The organism is Rhizobium sp. 3T7 (genome assembly GCF_020166565.1).
Classification (GTDB): domain Bacteria; phylum Pseudomonadota; class Alphaproteobacteria; order Rhizobiales; family Rhizobiaceae; genus Rhizobium.
Genome location: NZ_JAIQXS010000011.1, coordinates 27,201 through 46,998, shown reverse-complemented (window position 1 = coordinate 46,998; position 19,798 = coordinate 27,201). Strand labels below are relative to the sequence as shown.

Sequence of the window (19,798 nt, the reverse complement as noted above, 5' to 3'; positions counted from 1 at the left end):
AAAGAACGCTAAAGCACGGCGCGATCTTTGAGATTCGCTTGTCGCGCTTTAGTTCTTTGTTTTCACGCATGTCTTTGGCCCGAAGCCGGCTCCCGCCTTTGGGAGACATGCTTTAGGAGAGCGGTATAAATGAGCTTGTTCAATACGGTGCGCAACACGATCGTTCCGGTACACAAGGAAGGTTATCCCTTCATCGCCGCCTTCTTCGTCGCATCGCTGATCCTGGGCTGGATCTTCAAGCCGCTGTTCTGGATCGGGCTGATCCTGACGCTGTGGTGCGCTTATTTCTTCCGTGACCCCGAGAGAATGACGCCTCAGGACGACGATCTCGTCATTTCCCCGGCCGATGGCAGGGTGTCGTCCGTCCAGTTGGTCGTGCCGCCTGCCGAACTGAACCTCGGCAGCGAGCCGATGCTGCGCATCTCGGTGTTCATGAACGTCTTCAACTGCCACGTGAACCGCTCCCCCGTGCGCGGGCGGATCGTCAGTGTCAACTACCGGTCGGGCAGCTTCGTGAACGCCGAGCTCGACAAGGCAAGCGAGGACAACGAGCGCAACGGCCTCGTGATCGAAACCAAGCATGGCCAGATCGGCGTTGTTCAAATCGCCGGACTTGTTGCACGGCGTATCCTGTGCTGGGCAAACCCGAACGAACCTCTGGATGCAGGCGAGCGTTTCGGCCTGATTCGCTTCGGCTCGCGCCTTGACGTATTTCTGCCGGCAGGCGCAGCACCCCGCGTGACACTCGGCCAGACGGCAATCGCCGGAGAAACGGTGCTGGCCGAATTCGGCTCAGCCAAGGGTCCGATCGTCAGCCGCCGAAGCTAACAGTACTGGAGAGCGACATGGAAACGCCCTTCCCGCCCTTCGAACCCAATGGCCCTCCCGATGATTCGGGCCGCGGACCGCGGCTTCGCGAAATCCCGCTTCGCCTCATCATTCCCAACCTCATTACGATATTGGCGATCTGCGCCGGCCTCACGGGAATCCGCCTTGCGTTCGAGAACCGGTACGAGCTGGCGGTCGGCATGGTTCTTCTCGCTGCATTCCTCGACGGCATCGATGGCCGCGTTGCGCGCCTGATGAAGGCGACGTCGAAGTTCGGCGCGCAAATGGATTCGCTGGCGGACATCGTGAATTTTGGCGTGGCGCCCGCACTGGTCGTCTATGTCTTTGCACTGGATCAGGCCCGCTCGATCGGCTGGATCGCCGCCCTGATCTATTCCATTGCGGCGGGTCTTCGCCTGGCTCGTTTCAACGTCATGGCCGAGCGCGAAAACAAGGCAACATGGCAGTCCGAATATTTCGTCGGCGTGCCTGCGCCAGCCGGCGCGATGCTGGTGCTGCTGCCCGTCTATCTCGGCTTCCTCGGCCTGACGGCGGATCGTACCTTCGCCTATATCTCCTCCGCCTACACGGTTCTGATCGCGTGCCTGCTCATCAGCCGTCTGCCCGTATGGTCCGGCAAGTCCGAGGGCAGCAGGCTGCGGCGTGATCTGGTACTTCCTGTCATGCTCGGCGTCGTTCTCTACGTTGCGCTGCTATCGAGTTTCACCTGGGAAGTCATGGTCGTGACCGCGGTTCTTTACCTCCTCACGCTGCCCTTCGGCGCCCGCAAATGGAAGCGCAAATACGGCACGCTGACGATCGAGGAACCCGGCGTCGGCGAAGACGATATCGGCCGTCACATCTGATATTTTCCGACTTTCCTTGCGGAAGAATGCCTGACTCAAGCCTCGCGAATTATGCATGGGATACATAATTCCTGATACGCGGCGCCTCTATTTTGTCGCTATTACAGGCAAAAGAGCAATAAAAATAAGAGTCTAGGGACAGCACGTAAGGAGAGTATTGTGACCCCGAAGAAGACAAGCGTCAAACAGCCGGCAAAGTCCGACCTCAGCGCTAACTACCGCCCGCTCGGCCTTAAGGCCGTCCTTGCGGCCGCCCTGATGCTCAAGAGCAAACCGCCCTTCGTCAAGAAGACTGCCTAGGGCCGGCGCCGCGGGCTGCTGCCGTCAGCCCGCTCTACCTATGCGGACTGATTGAAAATCCGACACGTACCATCATCGTGCGCGACCTGACTACGCCGATTTGTTAGGATGCGTTTGCATCAGCAAGCTCGGAGCTGCGATGACCGACTAAGTCCAAACAGGCTGGGCGCTCATTGGAACCTTACCGGTCTGGCTCATGTCGAAATGGTGCGCGGCAATTATGAAGAGGCGCTGGCTTGGGCGCACAAGTCCATGGCGGCCGACGCCTATTACAGTCCATGCTTTTGGATGCTAATTGCAGCCAATGCTCGGCTCGGGTGCATAGAGGACGCCCGGCGGTACCTTACAGGCCTGCTCGCGTTCTCGCCCGGTGTCACCGTCGCCCGTATCCGCGCCGGCCAAGCAGCCAAGAACCCTGACCGCGTCGAGCCGATCCTCGAGGGATTGTCGCTCGCCGGAATGCCGGAGACCTAAGCAGGGCTGCAGAAGCGAACGAGCAGGCTGATCGCCAGCAACGCCATGACAATGCCGATAATGACATCGAGAACTCGCCAGGCAGCAGGTTTTGCGAAGACCGGTTGCAGCAGGCGTGCGCCGTAGCCCAATCCGAAGAACCAGACGAACGATGCGGTCGCCGCGCCGAGGCCGAAGGCCAAGCGGTCCGCGCCGCTATAGGCCGCGGACAGGCTGCCGAGCAGAACGACCGTATCCAGGTAGACATGCGGATTCAGAAAAGTGAAGGCCAGGCATGTCGCGACGGCCGCCTTCAGGCCCAGAGCCTGCGGAGAACCCGCCTGCATCGCGCCCGGATGAAGTGCACGGCGGAATGCCATAACCGCATATGTGCCGAGGAAGATCGCGCCCCCTATCGTCACGAGCGAGATGAGCGTCGGCGAGCGGGAGACGAGGGTTCCAAGCCCGGCAACGCCGGCGGCAATCAGCACGGCATCTGATAAGGCGCAGATCAGGCACAGGATGAAGACGTGCGACCGCAGCAGTCCTTGACGCAGAATGAATGCGTTCTGTGCGCCGATTGCGATGATGAGCGAGGCCCCAAGGAAGAAGCCCGCAAGCGCGGCCGAGATGGAGATCATGTAATTTCCCGGAAAATGATGCGGTGGGAATGTCGGATTAGAAGAAGCTCAGCTGGCCGTCGTCCGGCTTTTTCTTTTCAGGCAGCGACGGCGGCTTCTCGACCATCACTCTGTCCTGCAGATCGGCTCCCATATTGGTCACTTTGTTGACCTTGTCGGAAACGGGGATTGCCTCGAAAAAATCCTCCTCGACCGGTTTCATCAGGTCGGCTACGTCGCGCGGTTCTTGCGTCTTGCAATCCAACCAGCGCGAAAAGTCCTCCGGTTTGATGACGACGGGCATGCGGTCATGGATGGAAGCGATGGCAGCATTTGCCGCAGTCGTCAGGATCGCGCCGGTGTCGACTTCCGAACCATCGGCAGAGGACCAGGTTTCCATCAGGCCCGCGAATGCGACGACGCCGCCGCGCCGTGGCTTGATCAAATAGGCCTGGGACTTCTCGCCGCTCTCCTTACTCGGGCGATGCCATTCATAAAATCCGGAAGCGGGCACGAGCACGCGCCGATGACGCATGGCCGCGCGAAACGACGCCTTGCCGATCGCTGTCTCGGCGCGGGCATTGATCAAGAGCGGAAACTGCTTAGGGTCTTTCACCCAGCCCGGCGTAAATCCCCAGCGCACGAGGACCGCGCGCCGCTCCGGAAGGTTGCTGCCCTTCTCCCGCGTTTCATCAGAAACGACCACGAGAATGGGCTGGGTCGGGGCAATGTTGTAGCGCGCCGGAAAGTCCTCGAGATCGATGATTCCGAGGATTTCCTTCAATTCTTCGGGGGATATCGTCAGCGCATAACGTCCACACATAGGCATGTCTTTGCACTCCGATCCATTGCGGTCAAGGCTAGCCTAACTCAGCCACGCGGCGCGAACAGGATCACTGCCGTGCCGCACAGGCACACGAGCGCACCGCCGATGTCCCAGCGGTCGGGCACCCGGCTTTCCACCATCCACAGCCATGTCAGGGAAGCCACGATATAGATACCGCCATAGGCGGCGAAGGTGCGGCCGGCGGCCTCGCTTGGCACAAACGTAAGGAGCCATGCAAAAAGCGCCAGGGACACCATGCCCGGTGCCAACCACCAGACGGGCTTTGCCATTCTCAGCCATGCCCAGAAAGCAAAGCAACCGGCAATCTCGAAGACAGCTGCAGCGGCATAGATGATATATGTCACGATAGCTCCTTCGAATCGCCAAACTCAATATCCGGCGGAACGACAGCGGCGCCAAGCACAGCCAACAACAAGATCAATGCGGCATCCCCATGAGTTCTATTCCGAAGGCGGCGTCCTCCGCTATCCTCCAGCGTGGAGACAGGTTCCTCCTCGTGCTCCGGCGCAATCCGCCGTCGGCCGACATGTATGCCTTCCCGGGAGGCCGGGCCGAACCCGGCGAAACGCCTGAGGAGACAGCCTTGCGCGAGTTCGAGGAGGAGACGGGCATAAAGGCGGAGAGCCCTAACCTTCTCGCGACATACGATCTGAAGACACACGCCGCCGACGGGGCTGTCGTCAGCCACTTCTTTCTCTCCGTGTTTCGCGTCGAGGCTGACCGAACGGCTGTCGCCATCGCAGCCGACGACGCCGCCGATATCGGCTGGTTCACTGTTGAGGAGATTCGCCGGCTACCCACCCCTCAAAGCGTGCTTGAATGTGCCGAACGCTTGGCGTCCGGCAGCGAATAAGCGGTGGAAACTCCTGCATGCGCCTTGTTCCTGTCACTGTCAGAGTATCAACTATGGACATGATTGCCGTTCGACGCGTGTTCCTGTCTCTTGCATTGTGCGCAAGCGCCGTCCTACCCGCCCGCGTATGGGCACAGGGTCCAGCGCCGACACCGCTGCCGGAGGAGAATGCGCCAAAAACAGTCACCGTGCCCTACGACGACAAGCTCTCACGGCTTGCTGAAGTGCTGGGCTCAGTGCACTACCTGAGGACTCTGTGTAAAGCGGAAAACGGCGGCGAATGGCGAGGGCGCATGCAGCAATTGCTTGATTCAGAAGCCAAAGACGAGCCGCAGCGCAAGGAACAGCTAACTGCGGCCTTCAATCGCGGCTACCGCGCCTTCGCGTCGGTTTATACGGATTGCACGCAGGCAGCCATCGTGGCAGAAGAGCGATACCGTGCCGAAGGTGCAACACTTGCCACAGAAATTACGTCGCGGTTCGGAAATTAACGGTTAATTAACCTCTTTTCACACCCGGCCGTGTCGTTTTGGGAAAAGGCTGATAAGGTTGTTAACTAGGCAGTAAGGCATGCAGTTTGAGGAAATGACAATGGAACCAAGCCTCAATGACATCGACGACATGATCGTTCATGAGAAGACTCAGGCGGCCTTGGAGTACCATAACGAAGCCTGGGCCGACGGCATGGCAGACGGAATCGAACCCGAGATCATCGCCGATACGGCAATCATCCACGCGCTGCGCGAAACCATTCGCCTACATGGCGAAAACAGTGCAGAAGCGCTGTTGGATTCCTTGCGCGAGCGCATGCTTGCCGGCGAGTTTTCTCCAAGCCGCACCTTGCAATAACAATCACAGAGAGCTTCATGCATACCGCTAGGGACAATGCTTCGCGGCCCGCGATGGTGCCGCTTTTGCTTGCAATCGGCCTTAGCGCCAGCAGCTTTTTGACCGGGACCTCGGCCCTGGCACTGTCCGAGCTGCAGAAGACCCCCGGCCAGGCGGAGCAGAGCGCTCCGGGCCAAAGCGGCGACAAGCCCGCAGCATCGCCAACCGCGCCCGGCGTTCCGATGCCCGACCCGTTGGTCAACTCGCAGGCCGGTCAGGGCAACGACAAGACACCCGGCGCCCAGGACAGCACGAAGCCTGTCGAAATCATCTACGACATCAGCAAAGTCCCCGAGCCCGTTCGCAAGATGCGCGAGCAGATCGTCGAAGCTGCCGCTTCGGGCGATCTCGAGCGGCTGCGGCCTCTGCTCGGCACCGGCTCAAGCCAGACCCAGGTGACTGTCGGCGAGCCGACCGACGATCCAATCAGCGCGCTCAAGGACCTTTCAGGCGATCCCGAGGGCGATGAGATCCTGGCAATTATGCTCGACATTATTTCCACCGGGTTCGTTCATGTTGGCCAAGGTACAGCTGACGAGATGTATGTCTGGCCTTACTTCGCCGAGAAGGACCTGAAGGCGCTGACGCCTCCCGAGCGGGTGGAATTGCTGCGCATCGTGACAGCAGGCGACCTGTCCGACATGCAGGAATTCGGCGGCTATAATTTTTATCGGCTGGGCATCACCCCCGACGGCAAGTGGAAGTACTTCACCGCCGGCGACTGAGGCTTGCGATCCCTTCACTGAAGACATACTTCTGAGCCAGAACGAACGCGACAGGTGCCGCCATGCCAGCCGTATTTCTGAAGAACCGCTCGCTCATCCGGGTCAGCGGCTCGGAGGCACAATCCTTTCTGCAGAATCTGATCACGACGGACCTCGCGGCGCTTTCGGCGGACGAAGCACGACCAGGTGCGCTCTTGACCCCCCAGGGCAAAATTCTCTTCGACTTCATGATCTGGCGAGACGGCGACGGGTTCGTTATCGAGACGGACAACGATCAGTGCGATGCGCTGCTCAAGCGGCTGACGGTGTATAAGCTCAGGGCTGCCGTCGAGCTGTCGCCGGCCGGCGAAGGCGTGACGGTTTCCTGGGAAACTGCAAGCAAGGGGCTGGCAGACAGTCGCTTTGCCAAGGCAGGTATTTCGGTCATCCGGCAACCGGGGCAGCACGGCACCGATGATCTCGAGGCTTACGATGCGTTGCGCATTGCGAACGGCATCGCCGTGTCCGGACAGGATTATGCCCTGCAGGACGCCTTCCCGCACGATGTCCTGATGGATTTCAATGGCAGCCTCTCCTTCAAGAAAGGCTGCTATGTCGGCCAGGAGGTCGTTTCGCGCATGCAGCATCGTGGAACGGCGCGCCGCCGCGTCGTCACGGTGAAGGCCGAGGTGGCACTGCCGCCATCGGGGACGGAGATAACCGCCGCCGGCAAGCCGGTCGGCACGCTCGGTTCGGTCGTCGGAAATGACGGCCTTGCGATCGTTCGCATCGACCGTGCCGGTGAAGCCATGGCGGCACACACGCCGCTGTTGGCGGGCGACACATCCGTTACCCTGGAATTGCCTGCCTGGACGGGGCTGATATTCCCGTCAACGGCGGACGAGGCGAGCGCGTGACGACAAAGGCGCCGCGCGCGTGGCAACGCATGCTCTCGGGCCGCCGGCTCGATCTGCTCGACCCCTCGCCGCTTGACGTCGAGATGAGCGATATCGCGCATGGGCTCGCGCGCGTTGCCCGCTGGAACGGACAGACTTCTGGAGATCACGCCTTCTCAGTCGCGCAGCACTGCCTTGTCGTGGAGGATATCTTCCGCCGTCTCAACGATGCGACAGCCGACCAATGCCTGATGGCGCTGCTGCACGATGCGCCGGAGTATGTCATCGGCGACATGATTTCACCCTTCAAGTCGGTCGTAGGCGGCGGATACAAGGCCGTCGAAAAGCGGCTGGAAGCGGCCATCCACCTTCGCTTTGGGCTGCCGCCTCACCCGACGCGCGAGCTTAAGGAGAGGATCAAGAAGGCCGATACCATCGCCGCCTATTTCGAGGCAACGCAGCTTGCCGGCTTTACCTCGGCGGAGGCGCAGAAATTCTTTGGTCAGCCACGCGGGATCACCAAAGACATGCTGTTGATGACGCCCTTGCCGGCTGTCGAGGCGCAGCGCCTCTTTTGCGAACGCTTCAACGCAATCGAGACCATACGGAGCAGCAAAGCATGACGATGATCGTTGTCGCGCCTCTTGCCCGGATCGCCGAGATGGCAGTCAGGCATGGCGCGCGCGAGATGATCAGCTTGATGGCAAAAGAGCACGCCTTTCACCGTCCCGCGGTGATCCAGGCGCACCGGCATCTTCTCCTCAATATGAATGACATCGCCTTCAAGGGAACCGGTAATCTCGTGGCGCCTGATGAAACCCATGTCCGGGAAATCATCGATTTCGTATGTGGTTGGGACCAAGGCGCGCCTCTACTGATCCATTGCTGGATGGGCGTGTCTCGCTCACCTGCAGCCGCCTTGATTGCCGCTCTCTCATTGTCGCCTGAGCAGAACGACGGTGCGCTGGTTCGCCGGCTGCGTGCCGCGTCACCCTATGCGACACCCAATGCCCGGCTCGTTCAAATCGGTGACGACATGCTCGGTCGCGGCGGACGATTGGTGGATTCGGTTCGCGCCATCGGCAGGGGCGCAGATGCGGACGGAAACGCGCCGTTTACGCTGAACGTGGAAGGGCCGACTACCGGAACGTTTTGAGTCGATACCGGTTAACCTCTTAGAGGAGGTTGATCTATGTCGCTGCAGAATTATCGCGATACGTTTGTAAGCTGTTTGGCCACGCTCAAGGGCCTGAGCAGCGCCTCGGACGCGTATATACGGTTTCGATGGCAGGCGATTTATCTGACGCGTGATCGATTTTCCTATTTCTTTCGCGGCGACCTGAATGTCGGGAAAACCAGCTTCTTCGGCCAGCAGATGGACATGACCACCGGCGCCACAACTCCAGTTCCGACAAGCTCGATCGCGCTCTACGGAGCAACATTTGGGCTCAACGAGACGATCGCCGTCTACAATGGGCCACAGAAGTCGGTGATCGACGTTGCTCATGCTTTCAACGAGGAAGGCATGGAGGATTATCAGGCCGAGTTCTTCTACGTCAGGATGAGCCTGATGCACGTGGGAGACGATGGCCGCATGGGCCTCGCCACCGATCGGCTGCGCGAGAACACAAACATCATATTCGTCGGACTGGAGGATCACGCAACAGCCGACGTGCTCGAAACGAGCAGTGTCGGACAGTGGATCGCGACAGATAAGCCCATGGCATCAAGCGAGTGGTACGCAGAGCGATACTACTATCACTGACCGACCAACGTCGCAGCAGAAATAGCCTACTTAATGACGCCGCATACTAGACTCTCGCCTGCGTCCCCTGCAGGTTGGCTACGATAATCATCGGAATTGGAATGAACGATCAAGGCTCTACCGCGGATGCCGTCGGTCTTGCCGTCGAGGGTGACCATGCTGTCGAACACCTGCGCCCGCAGAACGCCATCCTGGTCAACATACTGATTGGGCATGTCGCCGGTGTGGGGTCCCTTTGCGGACAGCAGACCGTGCTCAGCGTTAGTCGGATTGAAGTGCTTTCCAGCCGACTCGTGATGTCCCGCGGCGTCGCAATTACCGGTCTCGTGGACATGGAATGCGACCCATCTGTTGGAAGGCAATCCAGTTACTTCGACCTCGATCAAGACGCCACCGCTTGCTGCAGCCGTCAGAGTGGCCCGACCGCTTGCCTTTCCATCACCGCCCACGAAGTCCGCAGTGGCCGTTTGCTTATCCTGAGCCAACACGGCTGAAGAGACCGTAATGAACGCCAGAGCGGCAATCGAGAGGACTGTTGCATCGTCGTTTCCAACGTGCGAGGCGTGAAGCTGTTCCTGAATTGGCAACAAAGAAAAGCCGGCCTCGAGCGGCCGGCCTTGACGATTCACACGCGACACAATCAGGCGACGGTATCGAGATCGTACTGACCGTAAGTGCTCTTATACACATCGTAAGACGTGTTTTGCTGAGACTGCTGATGAAAATTGACGCTTCCGCTCTCGCGAGTGCCCATCATGAATGCAAGCACGCCGTCAGACAGCTTGGGTGCAAATTCCTGGATCGTATCTTCTTCGCCCAACTGCTTTAGAATGCCCGGCTTATCATCAGCCGCCCGCTCGCCCCGGCTCAGCACGCCGTCGCCATTTGTGTCCAGCCGCGACAGCGTCGCGAGATACGCGTAGGACGTGTCGCTAACCGATGAAACTTGGCTCATACAAACCTCCATTCACCGCCGTTTCGGTGATGTTTGTACGCAATACGAAGTGGGGAAAATCAAAGACTAATCAGTCGTTAAACTGATTTGCGCACTGCGTCAATAAGCTGTTAACATGCCATTAACCATGATTGACAAAGTGTGATCTTCACGCATCGGCGACGTGTGGTTCGGGCTCAGATGCCCTGCATTTGCGGGCATTTCGGCTGAAGCAGCTAAATATAGTGCCAGGGATATATTCGTTTGCGTTGCAATAGAATTTTAATGCGACCGACGGATTATCTTCGCCACGGCGGCACAACGCCGGTTGAGTTTAAGATTGTATAGACGATATTTTTTCGATTGTTTCAGAAGGTCCTTTCATGTCTGACGCGCCGCGTCGCAATTGCAGATTAGCAAGTGGTCCACTGGCCGCTCACGTTCCTTTCTCTCCCGACGTGGAGATTGCCGCAAATGGACGCTGAAGCCCTTTTTCGGCAACAGTGCACAACCGCTGTCAATGAGGACGGGTCTGCCAACGCCGAGCGCTTGATGACTCTTGTCGTCGAGACATATCGGCTGCAGACAGGAAAGAAGCGGGCCGCCGAGGATCGTTCTCGACTGCTCGTCAAGGAAAACGGTGAGCTGAAGGGCAGCCTCGTCGCCTCAAAGGAAAGTCTCGCGGAGCAAAAGCGCCTCTTCGGGATCGTTCTCGACAACCTGCCTCAGGGCCTGAGTGTCTTCGATTCAGAGCAGCGGTTGATCGTCTGTAACATCCGCTTCCGGCAACTCTTCGGGTTCAGCGCCGAGGAAGCCTCTCCTGGGGCTTCGATGGGATCGTTGATCGCAAAGATCCGCGGCACCGAGCGCGTTGAGAAAAAGGCTTCCCGTTTGCGGGACGCCACCTCGGAGGGCGGACACATCCGTCACCGCGAATGGATGATGGAAGACGGACGTACCATCCAGAGCGTTATCACGGTGCTGCCTGATGGTAGCAATATTTCCATCCACGCCGACATTACCGAAGACCGAAAGGCGGCCGAGCGCATAGCCTATCTTGCTCATCACGATCCGCTGACAGGCCTGCCAAACCGTATCAGCCTACGGGAACGCATCGACGCAGCGCTGGCCGGTCGCAAGCCGGACGAACACATCGCACTCGTGCACCTCAATCTTGATCGCTTCAAATCGATCAACAACACGCTCGGTGTCTCGGCCGGTGACAAGATCCTGCGACAGGTGGCCGAGCGCATTCGCATGTCGGCTGGCGCCGGCAATGTACTGGCGCGCCTTGGCTCCGACGAATTCGCCATTCTCCAATCCGGCCGGCAGCAGCCATGGAATGTCACGGCTCTTGCCGATCAGATCCGGCGGGAACTGTCAGAACCGTTCTTTCGCGGAGACAAGGCCGTTGAACTCAGCGTATCGATGGGTATCGCCATCAGTCCGCAAGACGGAACGGAGACGGATGTCCTGCTGAAACATGCCGGCGTCGCACTGTCGCACGCCAAGAGCAGCGGCGGCAACGGCGGGCGTTTCTTCACCGCCGAGATGGAAGCGCAAATCGAAGCGCGGCATGCACTGGAAGCGGATTTGCGGAAAGCAGTCGAGCGCGAGGAATTCGAGCTTCACTATCAACCGCTCTATGATCTCAGCCAGCAGCGGATCTGCGGTTTCGAGGCGCTCGTACGATGGAACCACCCGACACGCGGTCGGGTGCCGCCACTGGAATTCATCCCTCTTGCGGAAGAGGTCGGTCTCGTGGTCGACATCGGACGCTGGGTGCTGCGCCGCGCCTGCCGCGATGCGGTGCACTGGCCGAAAGATATCAAGGTTGCAGTCAACGTATCAGCCATTCAATTCACGAACAGTGATCTGCCGGCCGATGTCGCCGCGGCACTGGCTGAAGCGCAGCTTCCGGCCGGCCGTCTGGAAATTGAGATCACCGAAAGCGTGCTGATGGAAAATCTCGATGAGGCCCTGCCCATCCTGCACGTGCTCAAGCGAAGCGGCATTCGCATCGCCATGGACGATTTCGGCACCGGCTATTCGTCGCTCAGCTATCTCCAGCGGTTCCCCTTCGACAAGATCAAGATCGACAAGTCATTCGTCGACGGTATCGTCGAAGGCAAGGAAGCCTTTGCAATCATGCGCGCCATCATCCTTCTCGGCGACGCGCTCGGCATGCGTGTAACTGTGGAGGGAGTAGAAACGGCCGAGCAACTGGCCCTGCTCCAGCGTGAAGCCTGCGATGAGATCCAGGGTTATCACATCAGTCCGCCGCGGCCTGCAGCTGACGTGCCTTACCTGCTGGCCCGGCCGCCGCAGGAGCATGCCAGCGCCCGCGCGAGTTAGTGCGCTCGTTGCGACTCGTGGTTCCTGCGTTTATGAAGGACGCCTTCTTTTCAACGCGGTGATCCCATGTTCCAAGCGAAAGCTTTCGCTCCATTTGAAGACCTCGCCACCCTGCTCGGGCCGCATTCGTCGGAGAGCGATGACGGTTCGCATGACATCGCGCATGTCTTGCGTGTCTTCAAGAACGCCATGCGAATCCAGGCTCTTGAGGGTGGTGATGCAAGGATCCTGGCGGCTGCCGTCCTCCTGCACGACTGTGTTGCCGTGGAGAAGAATTCGCCCATGCGGTCGCAAGCGTCAGCGCTGGCGGCAGAGAAGGCATCGGCCGTACTCGCGGAGCTTGGCTGGGATCGTGACGATATCGCAGCAGTCGCACATGCCATTGTAGCGCACAGCTTCTCCGCAAAAGTCCCGCCGGAAACCCTGGAGGCCAAGATACTGCAGGATGCCGACCGGCTCGATGCGATAGGAATGGTCGGCGCGGGCCGATGCTTCTATATCGGCGGTCGAATGTCGTCGGCGCTCTATGATCCGTTCGATCCGGCCGGCAGCAACCGCGAACTCGACGACAAGAGATATGTGATCGACCACTTCCAGACCAAGCTATTCAAACTGGCGGATGGCTTTCAAACGAAAGCCGGCCGGGCGCTTGCGGCCACGCGTGACCAACGGCTGCGCGATTTCCTTGCAGCGTTCATGGACGAAATCTAGGAGCGTACGATGCATATCACCGAGCTTTTCATCTATCCGCTCAAAAGCGCCCGCGGCATTGCCCTACCATCAACCGAGATCGACGCCTTCGGCCTACCGGGCGATCGACGCGCGATGATCACCGATCGGGACGGACACTTCGTTACACAGCGCGAGTTGCCCGAGCTTGCCCGCATTGCCGTACAGCCCGGGTCTTCGGAGCTGCGCCTCACCATGGGTGGCCAGCAGATGGCTGTGCAAACCCCCAATGCCGCGCGGCGGATGAATGTCTCGATATGGAAGTCCATCGTCAACGCCGCAGTTGCCGATGACGCCGTAAATGACGAACTTTCAACCTGGCTTGGGCGAGAAGTGAAACTGGTGTTTTTCGATCAGGACGCTAGCCGTTCCGCAAGCGCGGAATGGGCTGGCGAAGGCTCGCCCGTCACATTTGCCGATGGCTACCAGATCCTGGTGACGACAACCGGCTCGCTGCGGGCGCTAAATGACGACCTTGAAAAGCACGGCGAAGGTCGTGTCGACATGGAGCGGTTTCGGCCGAACATCGTCGTCGCCACCGAGGAAGCCTGGCCGGAAGACCGCTGGGCAGCGGTCGAGATCGGCGGTATTCGTTTCGACCTCGTCAAGCCCTGTGCGCGCTGCATCATGACGACGCAGGACCAATCGACCGGATCGCGCGACGTTCCCAATCCGATGCCGGCCATGGGGCGCATTCGGATGTCTGCGGACCGGCGTGTACCCGGCCCGCTCTTCGGCTGGAATGTCACGCCTCGCGGAACCGGTCGGATTGCGGTCGGTGACCCGGTCAGGATCATAGAGGAGAGGCCCGAAGGCTGGTCTTTCAAGATCCGCGAGCGCGCCTAGGTCCGAAGCTGCGCAAGCGTCTCGTCTATTTCCGTCATGACCGCTGGCGATAGCGGGCCTTTGGCCAACGCGCCGGCGTTTTCTTCAACCTGGGCGAGGGTGCGGAAGCCTGGGATCGGCACAGTTCGAGGCGAGCGCGCCCATAGCCAGGCCAAAGCGCCCTGCGTGAGAGTTCGTCCGTCGGACTTCAGCAGCTCGCCAACCGCCTCCAGCCGTGCTGCGAACTCCGGCGCAATGCGCCCATCCTTGAAATAGATCATCCAGTCGAGGCTCGAGCCGCGAACATCCTTATCGCCGACCTTCGTGTCCGCGCGGAATTTTCCGCTGAGCAACCCCATCGCGAGCGGCCCGCGGTTAATCGAGATCAGTCCATGCCGTTCGATCACCGCGATCATATTCGGCACAGGCTCGAAGACGTTCATCGTATGCTGGACGGAAACGAAACCAGGGCGGTCGGCATGTCGCGCGGCACGATCGGGATAGTCCGTGCTCCAGCCGAAGGCGTCGACCTTGCCCTCGCTGCGCAGTTTCTCCACCGTTTCAAAGACACCATCCGACTGCTCCAGCGGAAAGTCGTTCAGATGAAACTGAAGCAGATCGAGGCGATCCCGCTTCAACCTGCGTAGCGATGTTTCGGCCGAGCGACGAATAAACTCCGGATCGGCGAAGGCGCCTGTTGCCTGCTTCGACTCGGGGTCGGTGGCAAAGCCGAACTTGGTCGCGATGACAATGTCGCTGCGATTGCCGATCGCACGCCCGACGATGTCCTCTGAATGCCCCGCCCCGTAGTTCGAGGCGGTATCGAAGAAACGAATGCCGAGCTCGATTGCGCGATGAATGGCGGCGATGGACTCGTCGTCATCGACCTCGCCCCAGCCGAGCGGCGTATCGCCGGCATAGAACGGTCCGCCGATTGCCCAGCAGCCCATGCCCAATCTGGGTATTTCATAATTGTTCCAGAGATTTATCGTGGTCGTCATATTGGGCTTGGTCAGCATCGTCTACTCCTCCGATCGCTGGCTGCATGCGATCGAAATAGGCAGGAGCGTGAGGCGCGTAAAGCACCTGCTCTGCACGACATTTTTCACCGATGAAAAACGATCGATCAGGTAGACAGTTCGTGCTGCGTAGCGGCTACCTTCAGTGCTTTCAGTGCCGCCTGTACGAAGCCCTCGCGCGCAGCTGCCGCCTCCACTCCGCGTGGCTCATAGACATGGCGATGGAGGAAGAAGGCAGTCAGGCGAAACGCGGCGTTGAGGCTATCGATATCGGCCGCGCGGTTTTCCTCGCTGTTCAGAAATGACGGCAGGAGCAGCATCTTGTCCGCCCAGGGAGCACCTGCTGTCCGGCTGACCGCCCTGCCCGACTTCGGCGATACATAGGCAAGGTCGGAACGTGCGCCCGTAGCAGCGCATTCGGTCAGATCGAGGCCGAAACCAAGGTCGTTCAGAACTGCGAGTTCGAAGCGGACGAAAAGCTCACCGGCATCGGCCGGGTTGTGGAGATTATCAAGGATGACCTCGAGTGCCTCGAAGAGATGCGGATGCGGATCGCGCTCCGGCAGCAATCGCAACAGCGCGCCCATCGCCTGCACACCATAGACGGCCGTCGCCGTTTCCATCAGGCGCGCGGCCCGCAACGTCAATGGCTCGACGCGAAACTCGCCAAGGTGTTCATCAAGGCGCGCGCGCCATGTGACCTCGACTTCGTTGCCGGGCTGAAGGACAGGTTGCATCGCCCGCGACCGGCCGGCACGGACCATGCCCAGATGGCGCCCGCGCTCACGCGTCATCACCTCGGCGATGACGCTCGTCTCGCCGTGGCGCTTGACACCCAAGATGATTGCCCGGTCGTACCACTGCATCGGAAGCGAACCTTAAACCTTACGACTCGATCCTACCGCAACACTGGTACTCTGTCATGAAAAGGCATTCAGACGCTGGCTGGGAAGAGCTTCTGAAGGAAGTCGCGCATCGCCGATTCGCCAAACGGTTTGACGAGCAGCGGCACATTCTGGAGATCTTCGGGAAAGTCCTTCGTGTCCGAATAGCCGCTCACAAACCCGAACGGGATATGGATGTTGGCCAAATGACGGGCGAAATCGAAGCTCATGACTTCGCCGAGGTTGACGTCCAGCAACGCGAAATCGAAGGTTTCGGTCCTGGTCGCCTCCATTGCCTGGTCGAGGCTGCTGACGATACCAATTGTTTCCACGCCCACCTGGCGAAGGATATCCTCGGCTTCCATGGCGATGATCAAACTGTCCTCAAGGACCAGAACACGGTTTGCCTTCATACCCAATACGCCCCTCGCTGAGTGTCATCTAAGACGCTCGGCATTGCATTTCCCGGATTTCCACTCTGACGCCCCATGGCTCATTGGCCGATGACCATTTACCGCTTAACTTGCATAGCCGCTTTTTCGTTTCGCGTCGATAAAAAGCAAAACAGGAAGAAAGATGGCACGGAGGAACTTAGGTCCAGATCGCGTGATGTGCATTTAAATAAGACACATCGGCGACGCGTATCATATGAATGGACGGACTTTCTCCCCAAGCCCCTCCCAGCCGGCAGCAGCCATCAGGCCGTCGCCGTCAATCACCTCGCAGATGCGCTCCTGCCAGCAGATGAGATTACGATTAGCAAGCTTTTTCAATGTCTTGTTGGTATGGACAATCGAAAGCCCCAACGTATCTGCGACGTGCTGTTGCGTGATCGGGATCGACGCCTCACCGTTGAACAGCTTCAGCCGTTTCCCGCGTTCAAACAAAAAGGCGATGAGGTAGGCGGCCCGTTCGAGCGCCGTCCGACGGCCAATGCTCAATAGGTGTTCGTCAAGGATGCGTTCCTCTTGGGCAGCAATCCAGGTGACGTCGAAGGCCAGGGACGCATGCTTGTTATAGAGGGTCATCAGCTTGTCGCGCTCGAAGACGCAAAGAGACACCGGCGACAATGCTTCGACTGAATGCTGCATCTCCCCCATGATCGTTCCCTGAAGACCGATCAGATCACCCGGCATTACATAGTTCAGGATTTGCCGGCGTCCGTCCTCCAGTGTCTTGTAGCGGAAGCCCCAGCCGGAGAGAACGGTGAATAGGTGTGCACTATGTGCGCCCTCGACGAGAATCGTGGCACCGGCATCCACGGCCAGCTCGCCTCTCTTGAACTTCGAGACGAATTCGAGCTCTTCGCTGCTGAACTCCCTGAACGTCGCGATAGCACGCAGCGGACAGCGCTCGCACGGCGTTTTGAACGAGTAAGTGGGGCGCTGGGTCGCCATACAGGCCCTTGTGCTCGACGGAACGGCGCCGCCGGGATTGGCGGCGCTTCACATAAGAACACGCGAACCCCGAGGGCTGTTCCACGCAGAGGCAATTTTTACCATAGAAACAACGCTGCGGAAGCTATCGCTCTACTTCGGGAAATCCAGCCCCATTTCACGGAAGCGCTCGGGGTCATCGCCCCAGTTTTCGCGAACCTTCACGAACAGAAAAAGATGGACCGGCTGCTCGAGGATTTCGGAAAGCTCCCGACGTGATGCCGACGAGATCGCCTTGATCGTTTCGCCGCCCTTGCCGAGCGCGATCTTCTTCTGGCTGTCGCGTTCGACGTAGATCACCTGCTCGATCCGCACCGAGCCGTCCTTGCGCTCCTCCCACTTCTCCGTCTCGACATGCGACGAATAGGGAAGCTCCTGATGCAGGCGAAGGAACAGCTTCTCACGGGTAATCTCCGCCGCAAGCTGGCGCATCGGAAGATCGGAAATCTGGTCTTCGGGATAGTACCAAGGTCCCTCGGGCAGCGTCTTTGCCAGATAGTCCATGACGTCATCACAACCGGAGCCATTCTCGGCCGAGATCATGAAGGTATGGGTGAAGGCAATCTTCTCGTTGGCAGCCGCCGCAAGCGCCAGCAGATCTTCGCGCTTGACCCGATCGATCTTGTTCAAGACAAGAATCTTCGGCTGATGCACCTCCTTGAGGCCCTCAAGAATGGCTTCCGCATCACCGCGCAGACCGCGTTCGCTGTCGATCAGCAACATGATCAGGTCGGCATCCTTTGCGCCGCCCCAAGCAGATGTCACCATCGCGCGGTCGAGCCGCCGGCGCGGCTTGAAGATACCAGGCGTATCCATGAACACAACCTGCGCATTGTCGTGGATCGCGATGCCGCGCACGATGGCACGCGTCGTCTGCACCTTATGGCTGACGATGGAGACCTTGGCGCCGACCAGGCGATTGACCAGCGTCGATTTGCCGGCGTTGGTCGGCCCGATCAGCGCGACGAAGCCCGACCGTGTCGCGCCCGCGGTTTCAGCGGCGTCATCCGCCATATCGTGTTCTTCCGTCATTTATCCCGTCAGTTTCCGGCAGAGGGTTTCTGCCAAATGCCTTCGCGTTCCAGCATTCGTGTGGCTGCGACCTGCTCTGCAGCCCGCTTTGAGCGTTCGATGCCCGTCTCGGGCTGAACACCGGCGACCTCCACCGTCACCGTGAAGCGCGGATCATGATCCGGTCCGGTGCGTTCTTCAACCCGGTAGATCGGCGTGATGCCGAATTTGGCGTGCGACCATTCCTGCAACTCGGTCTTTGCGTCGCGCCGAGCACCGTCGGCGCGTGCTGCCCGCTTTTCCCAGAACTTCAAAATGAAACGTCGGGCGACCTCCAGGCCGCCGTCGAGGTAGATCGCCGCGATGAGGCTTTCGACCACGTCGGCGCGCACATTCATCATGCGCTTGCCGGTCAGCTTCTTGACGTCGGCGCCGGTGCGAATGAACAGGTGCAGGCCGAGCTCGTCGGCAACCTCCGCGCAGGTATCGGCACTGACGAGCTGATTGAGGCGTACCGAAAGTTCGCCCTCGGTCGCCGCGCCAAACGTGCGGAAGAGCAGTTCGGCGACGCAGAGGCCAAGCACACGGTCGCCAAGAAACTCCAGACGCTCGTAGTTCCCGCCCTTCTGCGTTCGGGCACTCGCATGCGTCAAAGCCCGATCGAGCCGCTCTTTCTCGGCGAACTGGTGACCGATCAGGGTTTCAAGCCTTGTTCGATCCGCCGCCGAGAGCGTCTGCGCCTTACTCATTCAACGCCCTTGAAGAGACGATCCCAACGCATGTTCGTCGGCCACTTCCAGATCTCGCGGAATGAAGTGTCGTTGCCGAGCGAGAAGAAGATGACGCTGGCGCGACCGACCAGGTTCTCCGCCGGCACGAAGCCAACATCGAAGCGGCTGTCGAGCGAATTGTCACGATTATCGCCCATCATGAAGTAGTGACCTTCAGGAACGATGAACTCGCGTGTGTTGTCGCCGCGCGAAACCGGGGACTGATCCAGCGTATCGTAGCTAACACCATTATCCAGCGTCTCGCGGAACACGGGCACGTCCTGACCCGGATCCTGGGCGTAGTCGGAATTGAACGTGCCATCCGGTACCTTCGGCACCGGCTTGCCGTTCACGTAGAGCACACCTTCCGTGACCTGAATGTGATCGCCGGGAAGACCTACCAGACGCTTGATGTAATCGACGTCCGGGTTCGGCGGGAAACGGAAGACAACGATGTCGCCGCGCTTCGGCTCGCTCGCGAAGATGCGGCCGCTGAAGAGGTTCGGCGAGAAAGGCAGCGAGTACTTCGAATAGCCGTAGGCGAACTTGTTGACGAAGATGTAGTCGCCGACAAGCAGAGTCGGCATCATGGAGCCGGACGGAATGGTGAACGGCTGAAAAAATACCGTTCGGATAACCATTGCCAAAATCAGCGCCTGGGCGATGACCTTGATGTTTTCCCAGAGGGCGTTCGGCTTGGTTTCGACTTTTTCGGACACGCAGTCTTATTCCTTCAATGCACCCCAAGGGCGCAACTCTTGTTTGCTTCTCTCTAGCGGCTTCGGCCGATTGCGGCAATGGCGCCAACATTAAAA

The 19,798-nt window shown here is 59.3% G+C and carries 27 protein-coding genes; 15 read left to right on the top strand and 12 right to left on the bottom strand.

Annotated elements, in window-relative coordinates:
- The first annotated feature begins 129 nt into the window (after window positions 1-129).
- The 4 genes from K9B32_RS16925 (at window position 130) to K9B32_RS16910 (ending at window position 2,468) form a co-directional block, all read left to right on the top strand.
- Complete coding sequence (locus K9B32_RS16925; protein ID WP_224564149.1) at window positions 130-828, top strand: phosphatidylserine decarboxylase; 699 nt, start codon at window positions 130-132, stop codon at window positions 826-828.
- Between the two features lie 17 nt (window positions 829-845).
- A complete protein-coding gene (gene pssA, locus K9B32_RS16920; RefSeq protein WP_224564148.1) occupies window positions 846-1,694 on the top strand; it encodes a CDP-diacylglycerol--serine O-phosphatidyltransferase in 849 nt (282 codons plus the stop codon).
- Between the two features lie 159 nt (window positions 1,695-1,853).
- Window positions 1,854-1,994: a hypothetical protein gene (locus K9B32_RS16915; protein WP_224564147.1), complete on the top strand. Its 141-nt coding sequence runs from the start codon at window positions 1,854-1,856 to the stop codon at window positions 1,992-1,994.
- 204 nt (window positions 1,995-2,198) lie between these two features.
- The gene (locus tag K9B32_RS16910; RefSeq protein WP_224564146.1) at window positions 2,199-2,468 is read left to right on the top strand and encodes a hypothetical protein; all 270 of its coding nucleotides are present in this window, start codon (window positions 2,199-2,201) and stop codon (window positions 2,466-2,468) included.
- Here K9B32_RS16910 and K9B32_RS16905 read toward each other — a convergent pair.
- From K9B32_RS16905 to K9B32_RS16895, 3 genes are read right to left on the bottom strand one after another with little or no spacing between them, the layout of a single operon-like run.
- Window positions 2,465-3,088: a LysE/ArgO family amino acid transporter gene (locus K9B32_RS16905; RefSeq protein ID WP_224564144.1), complete on the bottom strand. Its 624-nt coding sequence runs from the start codon at window positions 3,086-3,088 to the stop codon at window positions 2,465-2,467. The two genes, K9B32_RS16910 and K9B32_RS16905, sit on opposite strands and share 4 nt — an antisense overlap.
- Before the next feature lie 37 nt (window positions 3,089-3,125).
- Window positions 3,126-3,890, bottom strand: a complete 765-nt coding sequence (locus K9B32_RS16900; RefSeq protein ID WP_224564142.1) for an SOS response-associated peptidase — start codon at window positions 3,888-3,890, stop codon at window positions 3,126-3,128.
- A gap of 47 nt (window positions 3,891-3,937) precedes the next feature.
- A complete protein-coding gene (locus tag K9B32_RS16895; RefSeq protein WP_224564140.1) occupies window positions 3,938-4,258 on the bottom strand; it encodes a YnfA family protein in 321 nt (106 codons plus the stop codon).
- An 89-nt stretch (window positions 4,259-4,347) separates the two neighbouring features.
- On the opposite strand from K9B32_RS16895, the gene K9B32_RS16890 reads away from it, so the two are divergent.
- The 8 genes from K9B32_RS16890 (at window position 4,348) to K9B32_RS16855 (ending at window position 9,020) form a co-directional block, all read left to right on the top strand.
- Window positions 4,348-4,767: an NUDIX hydrolase gene (locus K9B32_RS16890; protein ID WP_224564138.1), complete on the top strand. Its 420-nt coding sequence runs from the start codon at window positions 4,348-4,350 to the stop codon at window positions 4,765-4,767.
- Window positions 4,768-4,784: 17 nt separating this feature from the next.
- Window positions 4,785-5,258, top strand: coding sequence for a TIGR02301 family protein (locus K9B32_RS16885; RefSeq protein WP_224564136.1), 474 nt, complete (start codon window positions 4,785-4,787; stop codon window positions 5,256-5,258).
- A gap of 100 nt (window positions 5,259-5,358) precedes the next feature.
- Entirely contained in the window at window positions 5,359-5,616 is a 258-nt protein-coding gene (locus tag K9B32_RS16880) for a hypothetical protein (protein WP_037082203.1), read from the top strand.
- A gap of 17 nt (window positions 5,617-5,633) precedes the next feature.
- Window positions 5,634-6,380, top strand: coding sequence for a hypothetical protein (locus tag K9B32_RS16875; protein ID WP_224564133.1), 747 nt, complete (start codon window positions 5,634-5,636; stop codon window positions 6,378-6,380).
- Between the two features lie 62 nt (window positions 6,381-6,442).
- The gene (locus tag K9B32_RS16870; protein WP_224564131.1) at window positions 6,443-7,276 is read left to right on the top strand and encodes a YgfZ/GcvT domain-containing protein; all 834 of its coding nucleotides are present in this window, start codon (window positions 6,443-6,445) and stop codon (window positions 7,274-7,276) included.
- Window positions 7,273-7,878 (top strand): YfbR-like 5'-deoxynucleotidase, encoded by a 606-nt coding sequence (locus K9B32_RS16865; RefSeq protein WP_224564129.1) that lies wholly within the window; start codon window positions 7,273-7,275, stop codon window positions 7,876-7,878. The genes K9B32_RS16870 and K9B32_RS16865 overlap by 4 nt, the downstream gene beginning before the upstream one ends.
- Window positions 7,875-8,411, top strand: coding sequence for a tyrosine phosphatase family protein (locus tag K9B32_RS16860; protein ID WP_224564127.1), 537 nt, complete (start codon window positions 7,875-7,877; stop codon window positions 8,409-8,411). The genes K9B32_RS16865 and K9B32_RS16860 overlap by 4 nt, the downstream gene beginning before the upstream one ends.
- A gap of 36 nt (window positions 8,412-8,447) precedes the next feature.
- The gene (locus K9B32_RS16855) at window positions 8,448-9,020 is read left to right on the top strand and encodes a hypothetical protein (RefSeq protein ID WP_224564125.1); all 573 of its coding nucleotides are present in this window, start codon (window positions 8,448-8,450) and stop codon (window positions 9,018-9,020) included.
- Window positions 9,021-9,046: 26 nt separating this feature from the next.
- Here K9B32_RS16855 and K9B32_RS16850 read toward each other — a convergent pair whose 3' ends face one another.
- Entirely contained in the window at window positions 9,047-9,544 is a 498-nt protein-coding gene (locus tag K9B32_RS16850) for a superoxide dismutase family protein (protein ID WP_224564373.1), read from the bottom strand.
- 116 nt (window positions 9,545-9,660) lie between these two features.
- Window positions 9,661-9,975, bottom strand: a complete 315-nt coding sequence (locus K9B32_RS16845) for a hypothetical protein (RefSeq protein ID WP_224564122.1) — start codon at window positions 9,973-9,975, stop codon at window positions 9,661-9,663.
- Window positions 9,976-10,428: 453 nt separating this feature from the next.
- On the opposite strand from K9B32_RS16845, the gene K9B32_RS16840 reads away from it, so the two are divergent.
- The 3 genes from K9B32_RS16840 to K9B32_RS16830 all read left to right on the top strand — a co-directional run bounded on the left by K9B32_RS16840 (window position 10,429) and on the right by K9B32_RS16830 (window position 13,884).
- A complete protein-coding gene (locus K9B32_RS16840; RefSeq protein ID WP_224564119.1) occupies window positions 10,429-12,309 on the top strand; it encodes a putative bifunctional diguanylate cyclase/phosphodiesterase in 1,881 nt (626 codons plus the stop codon).
- Between the two features lie 66 nt (window positions 12,310-12,375).
- Window positions 12,376-13,020, top strand: coding sequence for an HD domain-containing protein (locus K9B32_RS16835; protein WP_224564116.1), 645 nt, complete (start codon window positions 12,376-12,378; stop codon window positions 13,018-13,020).
- A gap of 9 nt (window positions 13,021-13,029) precedes the next feature.
- Window positions 13,030-13,884, top strand: a complete 855-nt coding sequence (locus tag K9B32_RS16830; protein ID WP_224564114.1) for an MOSC domain-containing protein — start codon at window positions 13,030-13,032, stop codon at window positions 13,882-13,884.
- Here K9B32_RS16830 and K9B32_RS16825 read toward each other — a convergent pair.
- From K9B32_RS16825 to lepB, 7 genes are all read right to left on the bottom strand, one after another.
- The gene (locus tag K9B32_RS16825) at window positions 13,881-14,882 is read right to left on the bottom strand and encodes an aldo/keto reductase (protein WP_224564112.1); all 1,002 of its coding nucleotides are present in this window, start codon (window positions 14,880-14,882) and stop codon (window positions 13,881-13,883) included. The genes K9B32_RS16830 and K9B32_RS16825 overlap by 4 nt on opposite strands.
- Before the next feature lie 107 nt (window positions 14,883-14,989).
- On the bottom strand, window positions 14,990-15,748 hold the full coding sequence (gene recO, locus K9B32_RS16820) for a DNA repair protein RecO (RefSeq protein WP_224564110.1): 759 nt from the start codon (window positions 15,746-15,748) through the stop codon (window positions 14,990-14,992).
- A gap of 68 nt (window positions 15,749-15,816) precedes the next feature.
- Complete coding sequence (locus tag K9B32_RS16815) at window positions 15,817-16,179, bottom strand: response regulator (RefSeq protein WP_007790496.1); 363 nt, start codon at window positions 16,177-16,179, stop codon at window positions 15,817-15,819.
- A 231-nt stretch (window positions 16,180-16,410) separates the two neighbouring features.
- A complete protein-coding gene (locus K9B32_RS16810; protein WP_224564109.1) occupies window positions 16,411-17,163 on the bottom strand; it encodes a Crp/Fnr family transcriptional regulator in 753 nt (250 codons plus the stop codon).
- Between the two features lie 132 nt (window positions 17,164-17,295).
- Complete coding sequence (era, locus tag K9B32_RS16805; protein ID WP_037082192.1) at window positions 17,296-18,234, bottom strand: GTPase Era; 939 nt, start codon at window positions 18,232-18,234, stop codon at window positions 17,296-17,298.
- A gap of 8 nt (window positions 18,235-18,242) precedes the next feature.
- Window positions 18,243-18,962 carry a ribonuclease III gene (rnc, locus tag K9B32_RS16800; RefSeq protein WP_224564108.1) on the bottom strand — a complete coding sequence of 240 codons (720 nt, stop codon included), beginning with the start codon at window positions 18,960-18,962 and terminating at the stop codon, window positions 18,243-18,245.
- Window positions 18,959-19,702 carry a signal peptidase I gene (gene lepB / locus K9B32_RS16795; RefSeq protein WP_007790507.1) on the bottom strand — a complete coding sequence of 248 codons (744 nt, stop codon included), beginning with the start codon at window positions 19,700-19,702 and terminating at the stop codon, window positions 18,959-18,961. Before lepB ends, rnc begins: the two co-directional genes overlap by 4 nt.
- Window positions 19,703-19,798: the final 96 nt, after the last annotated feature.

Bases quoted from the DNA above. Each gene is read 5' to 3' on its own strand.
- K9B32_RS16925 (WP_224564149.1), top strand. From the start codon at position 130: ATGAGCTTGTTCAATACGGTGCGCAACACGATCGTTCCGGTACACAAG.
- pssA (WP_224564148.1), top strand. From the start codon at position 846: ATGGAAACGCCCTTCCCGCCCTTCGAACCCAATGGCCCTCCCGATGAT.
- K9B32_RS16910 (WP_224564146.1), top strand. From the start codon at position 2,199: ATGGTGCGCGGCAATTATGAAGAGGCGCTGGCTTGGGCGCACAAGTCC.
- K9B32_RS16905 (WP_224564144.1), bottom strand. From the start codon at position 3,088: ATGATCTCCATCTCGGCCGCGCTTGCGGGCTTCTTCCTTGGGGCCTCG.
- K9B32_RS16900 (WP_224564142.1), bottom strand. From the start codon at position 3,890: ATGTGTGGACGTTATGCGCTGACGATATCCCCCGAAGAATTGAAGGAA.
- K9B32_RS16890 (WP_224564138.1), top strand. From the start codon at position 4,348: ATGAGTTCTATTCCGAAGGCGGCGTCCTCCGCTATCCTCCAGCGTGGA.
- K9B32_RS16885 (WP_224564136.1), top strand. From the start codon at position 4,785: ATGCGCCTTGTTCCTGTCACTGTCAGAGTATCAACTATGGACATGATT.
- K9B32_RS16880 (WP_037082203.1), top strand. From the start codon at position 5,359: ATGGAACCAAGCCTCAATGACATCGACGACATGATCGTTCATGAGAAG.
- K9B32_RS16875 (WP_224564133.1), top strand. From the start codon at position 5,634: ATGCATACCGCTAGGGACAATGCTTCGCGGCCCGCGATGGTGCCGCTT.
- K9B32_RS16870 (WP_224564131.1), top strand. From the start codon at position 6,443: ATGCCAGCCGTATTTCTGAAGAACCGCTCGCTCATCCGGGTCAGCGGC.
- K9B32_RS16860 (WP_224564127.1), top strand. From the start codon at position 7,875: ATGACGATGATCGTTGTCGCGCCTCTTGCCCGGATCGCCGAGATGGCA.
- K9B32_RS16855 (WP_224564125.1), top strand. From the start codon at position 8,448: ATGTCGCTGCAGAATTATCGCGATACGTTTGTAAGCTGTTTGGCCACG.
- K9B32_RS16845 (WP_224564122.1), bottom strand. From the start codon at position 9,975: ATGAGCCAAGTTTCATCGGTTAGCGACACGTCCTACGCGTATCTCGCG.
- K9B32_RS16840 (WP_224564119.1), top strand. From the start codon at position 10,429: ATGGACGCTGAAGCCCTTTTTCGGCAACAGTGCACAACCGCTGTCAAT.
- K9B32_RS16835 (WP_224564116.1), top strand. From the start codon at position 12,376: ATGTTCCAAGCGAAAGCTTTCGCTCCATTTGAAGACCTCGCCACCCTG.
- K9B32_RS16830 (WP_224564114.1), top strand. From the start codon at position 13,030: ATGCATATCACCGAGCTTTTCATCTATCCGCTCAAAAGCGCCCGCGGC.
- K9B32_RS16825 (WP_224564112.1), bottom strand. From the start codon at position 14,882: ATGCTGACCAAGCCCAATATGACGACCACGATAAATCTCTGGAACAAT.
- recO (WP_224564110.1), bottom strand. From the start codon at position 15,748: ATGCAGTGGTACGACCGGGCAATCATCTTGGGTGTCAAGCGCCACGGC.
- K9B32_RS16815 (WP_007790496.1), bottom strand. From the start codon at position 16,179: ATGAAGGCAAACCGTGTTCTGGTCCTTGAGGACAGTTTGATCATCGCC.
- K9B32_RS16810 (WP_224564109.1), bottom strand. From the start codon at position 17,163: ATGGCGACCCAGCGCCCCACTTACTCGTTCAAAACGCCGTGCGAGCGC.
- era (WP_037082192.1), bottom strand. From the start codon at position 18,234: ATGACGGAAGAACACGATATGGCGGATGACGCCGCTGAAACCGCGGGC.
- rnc (WP_224564108.1), bottom strand. From the start codon at position 18,962: ATGAGTAAGGCGCAGACGCTCTCGGCGGCGGATCGAACAAGGCTTGAA.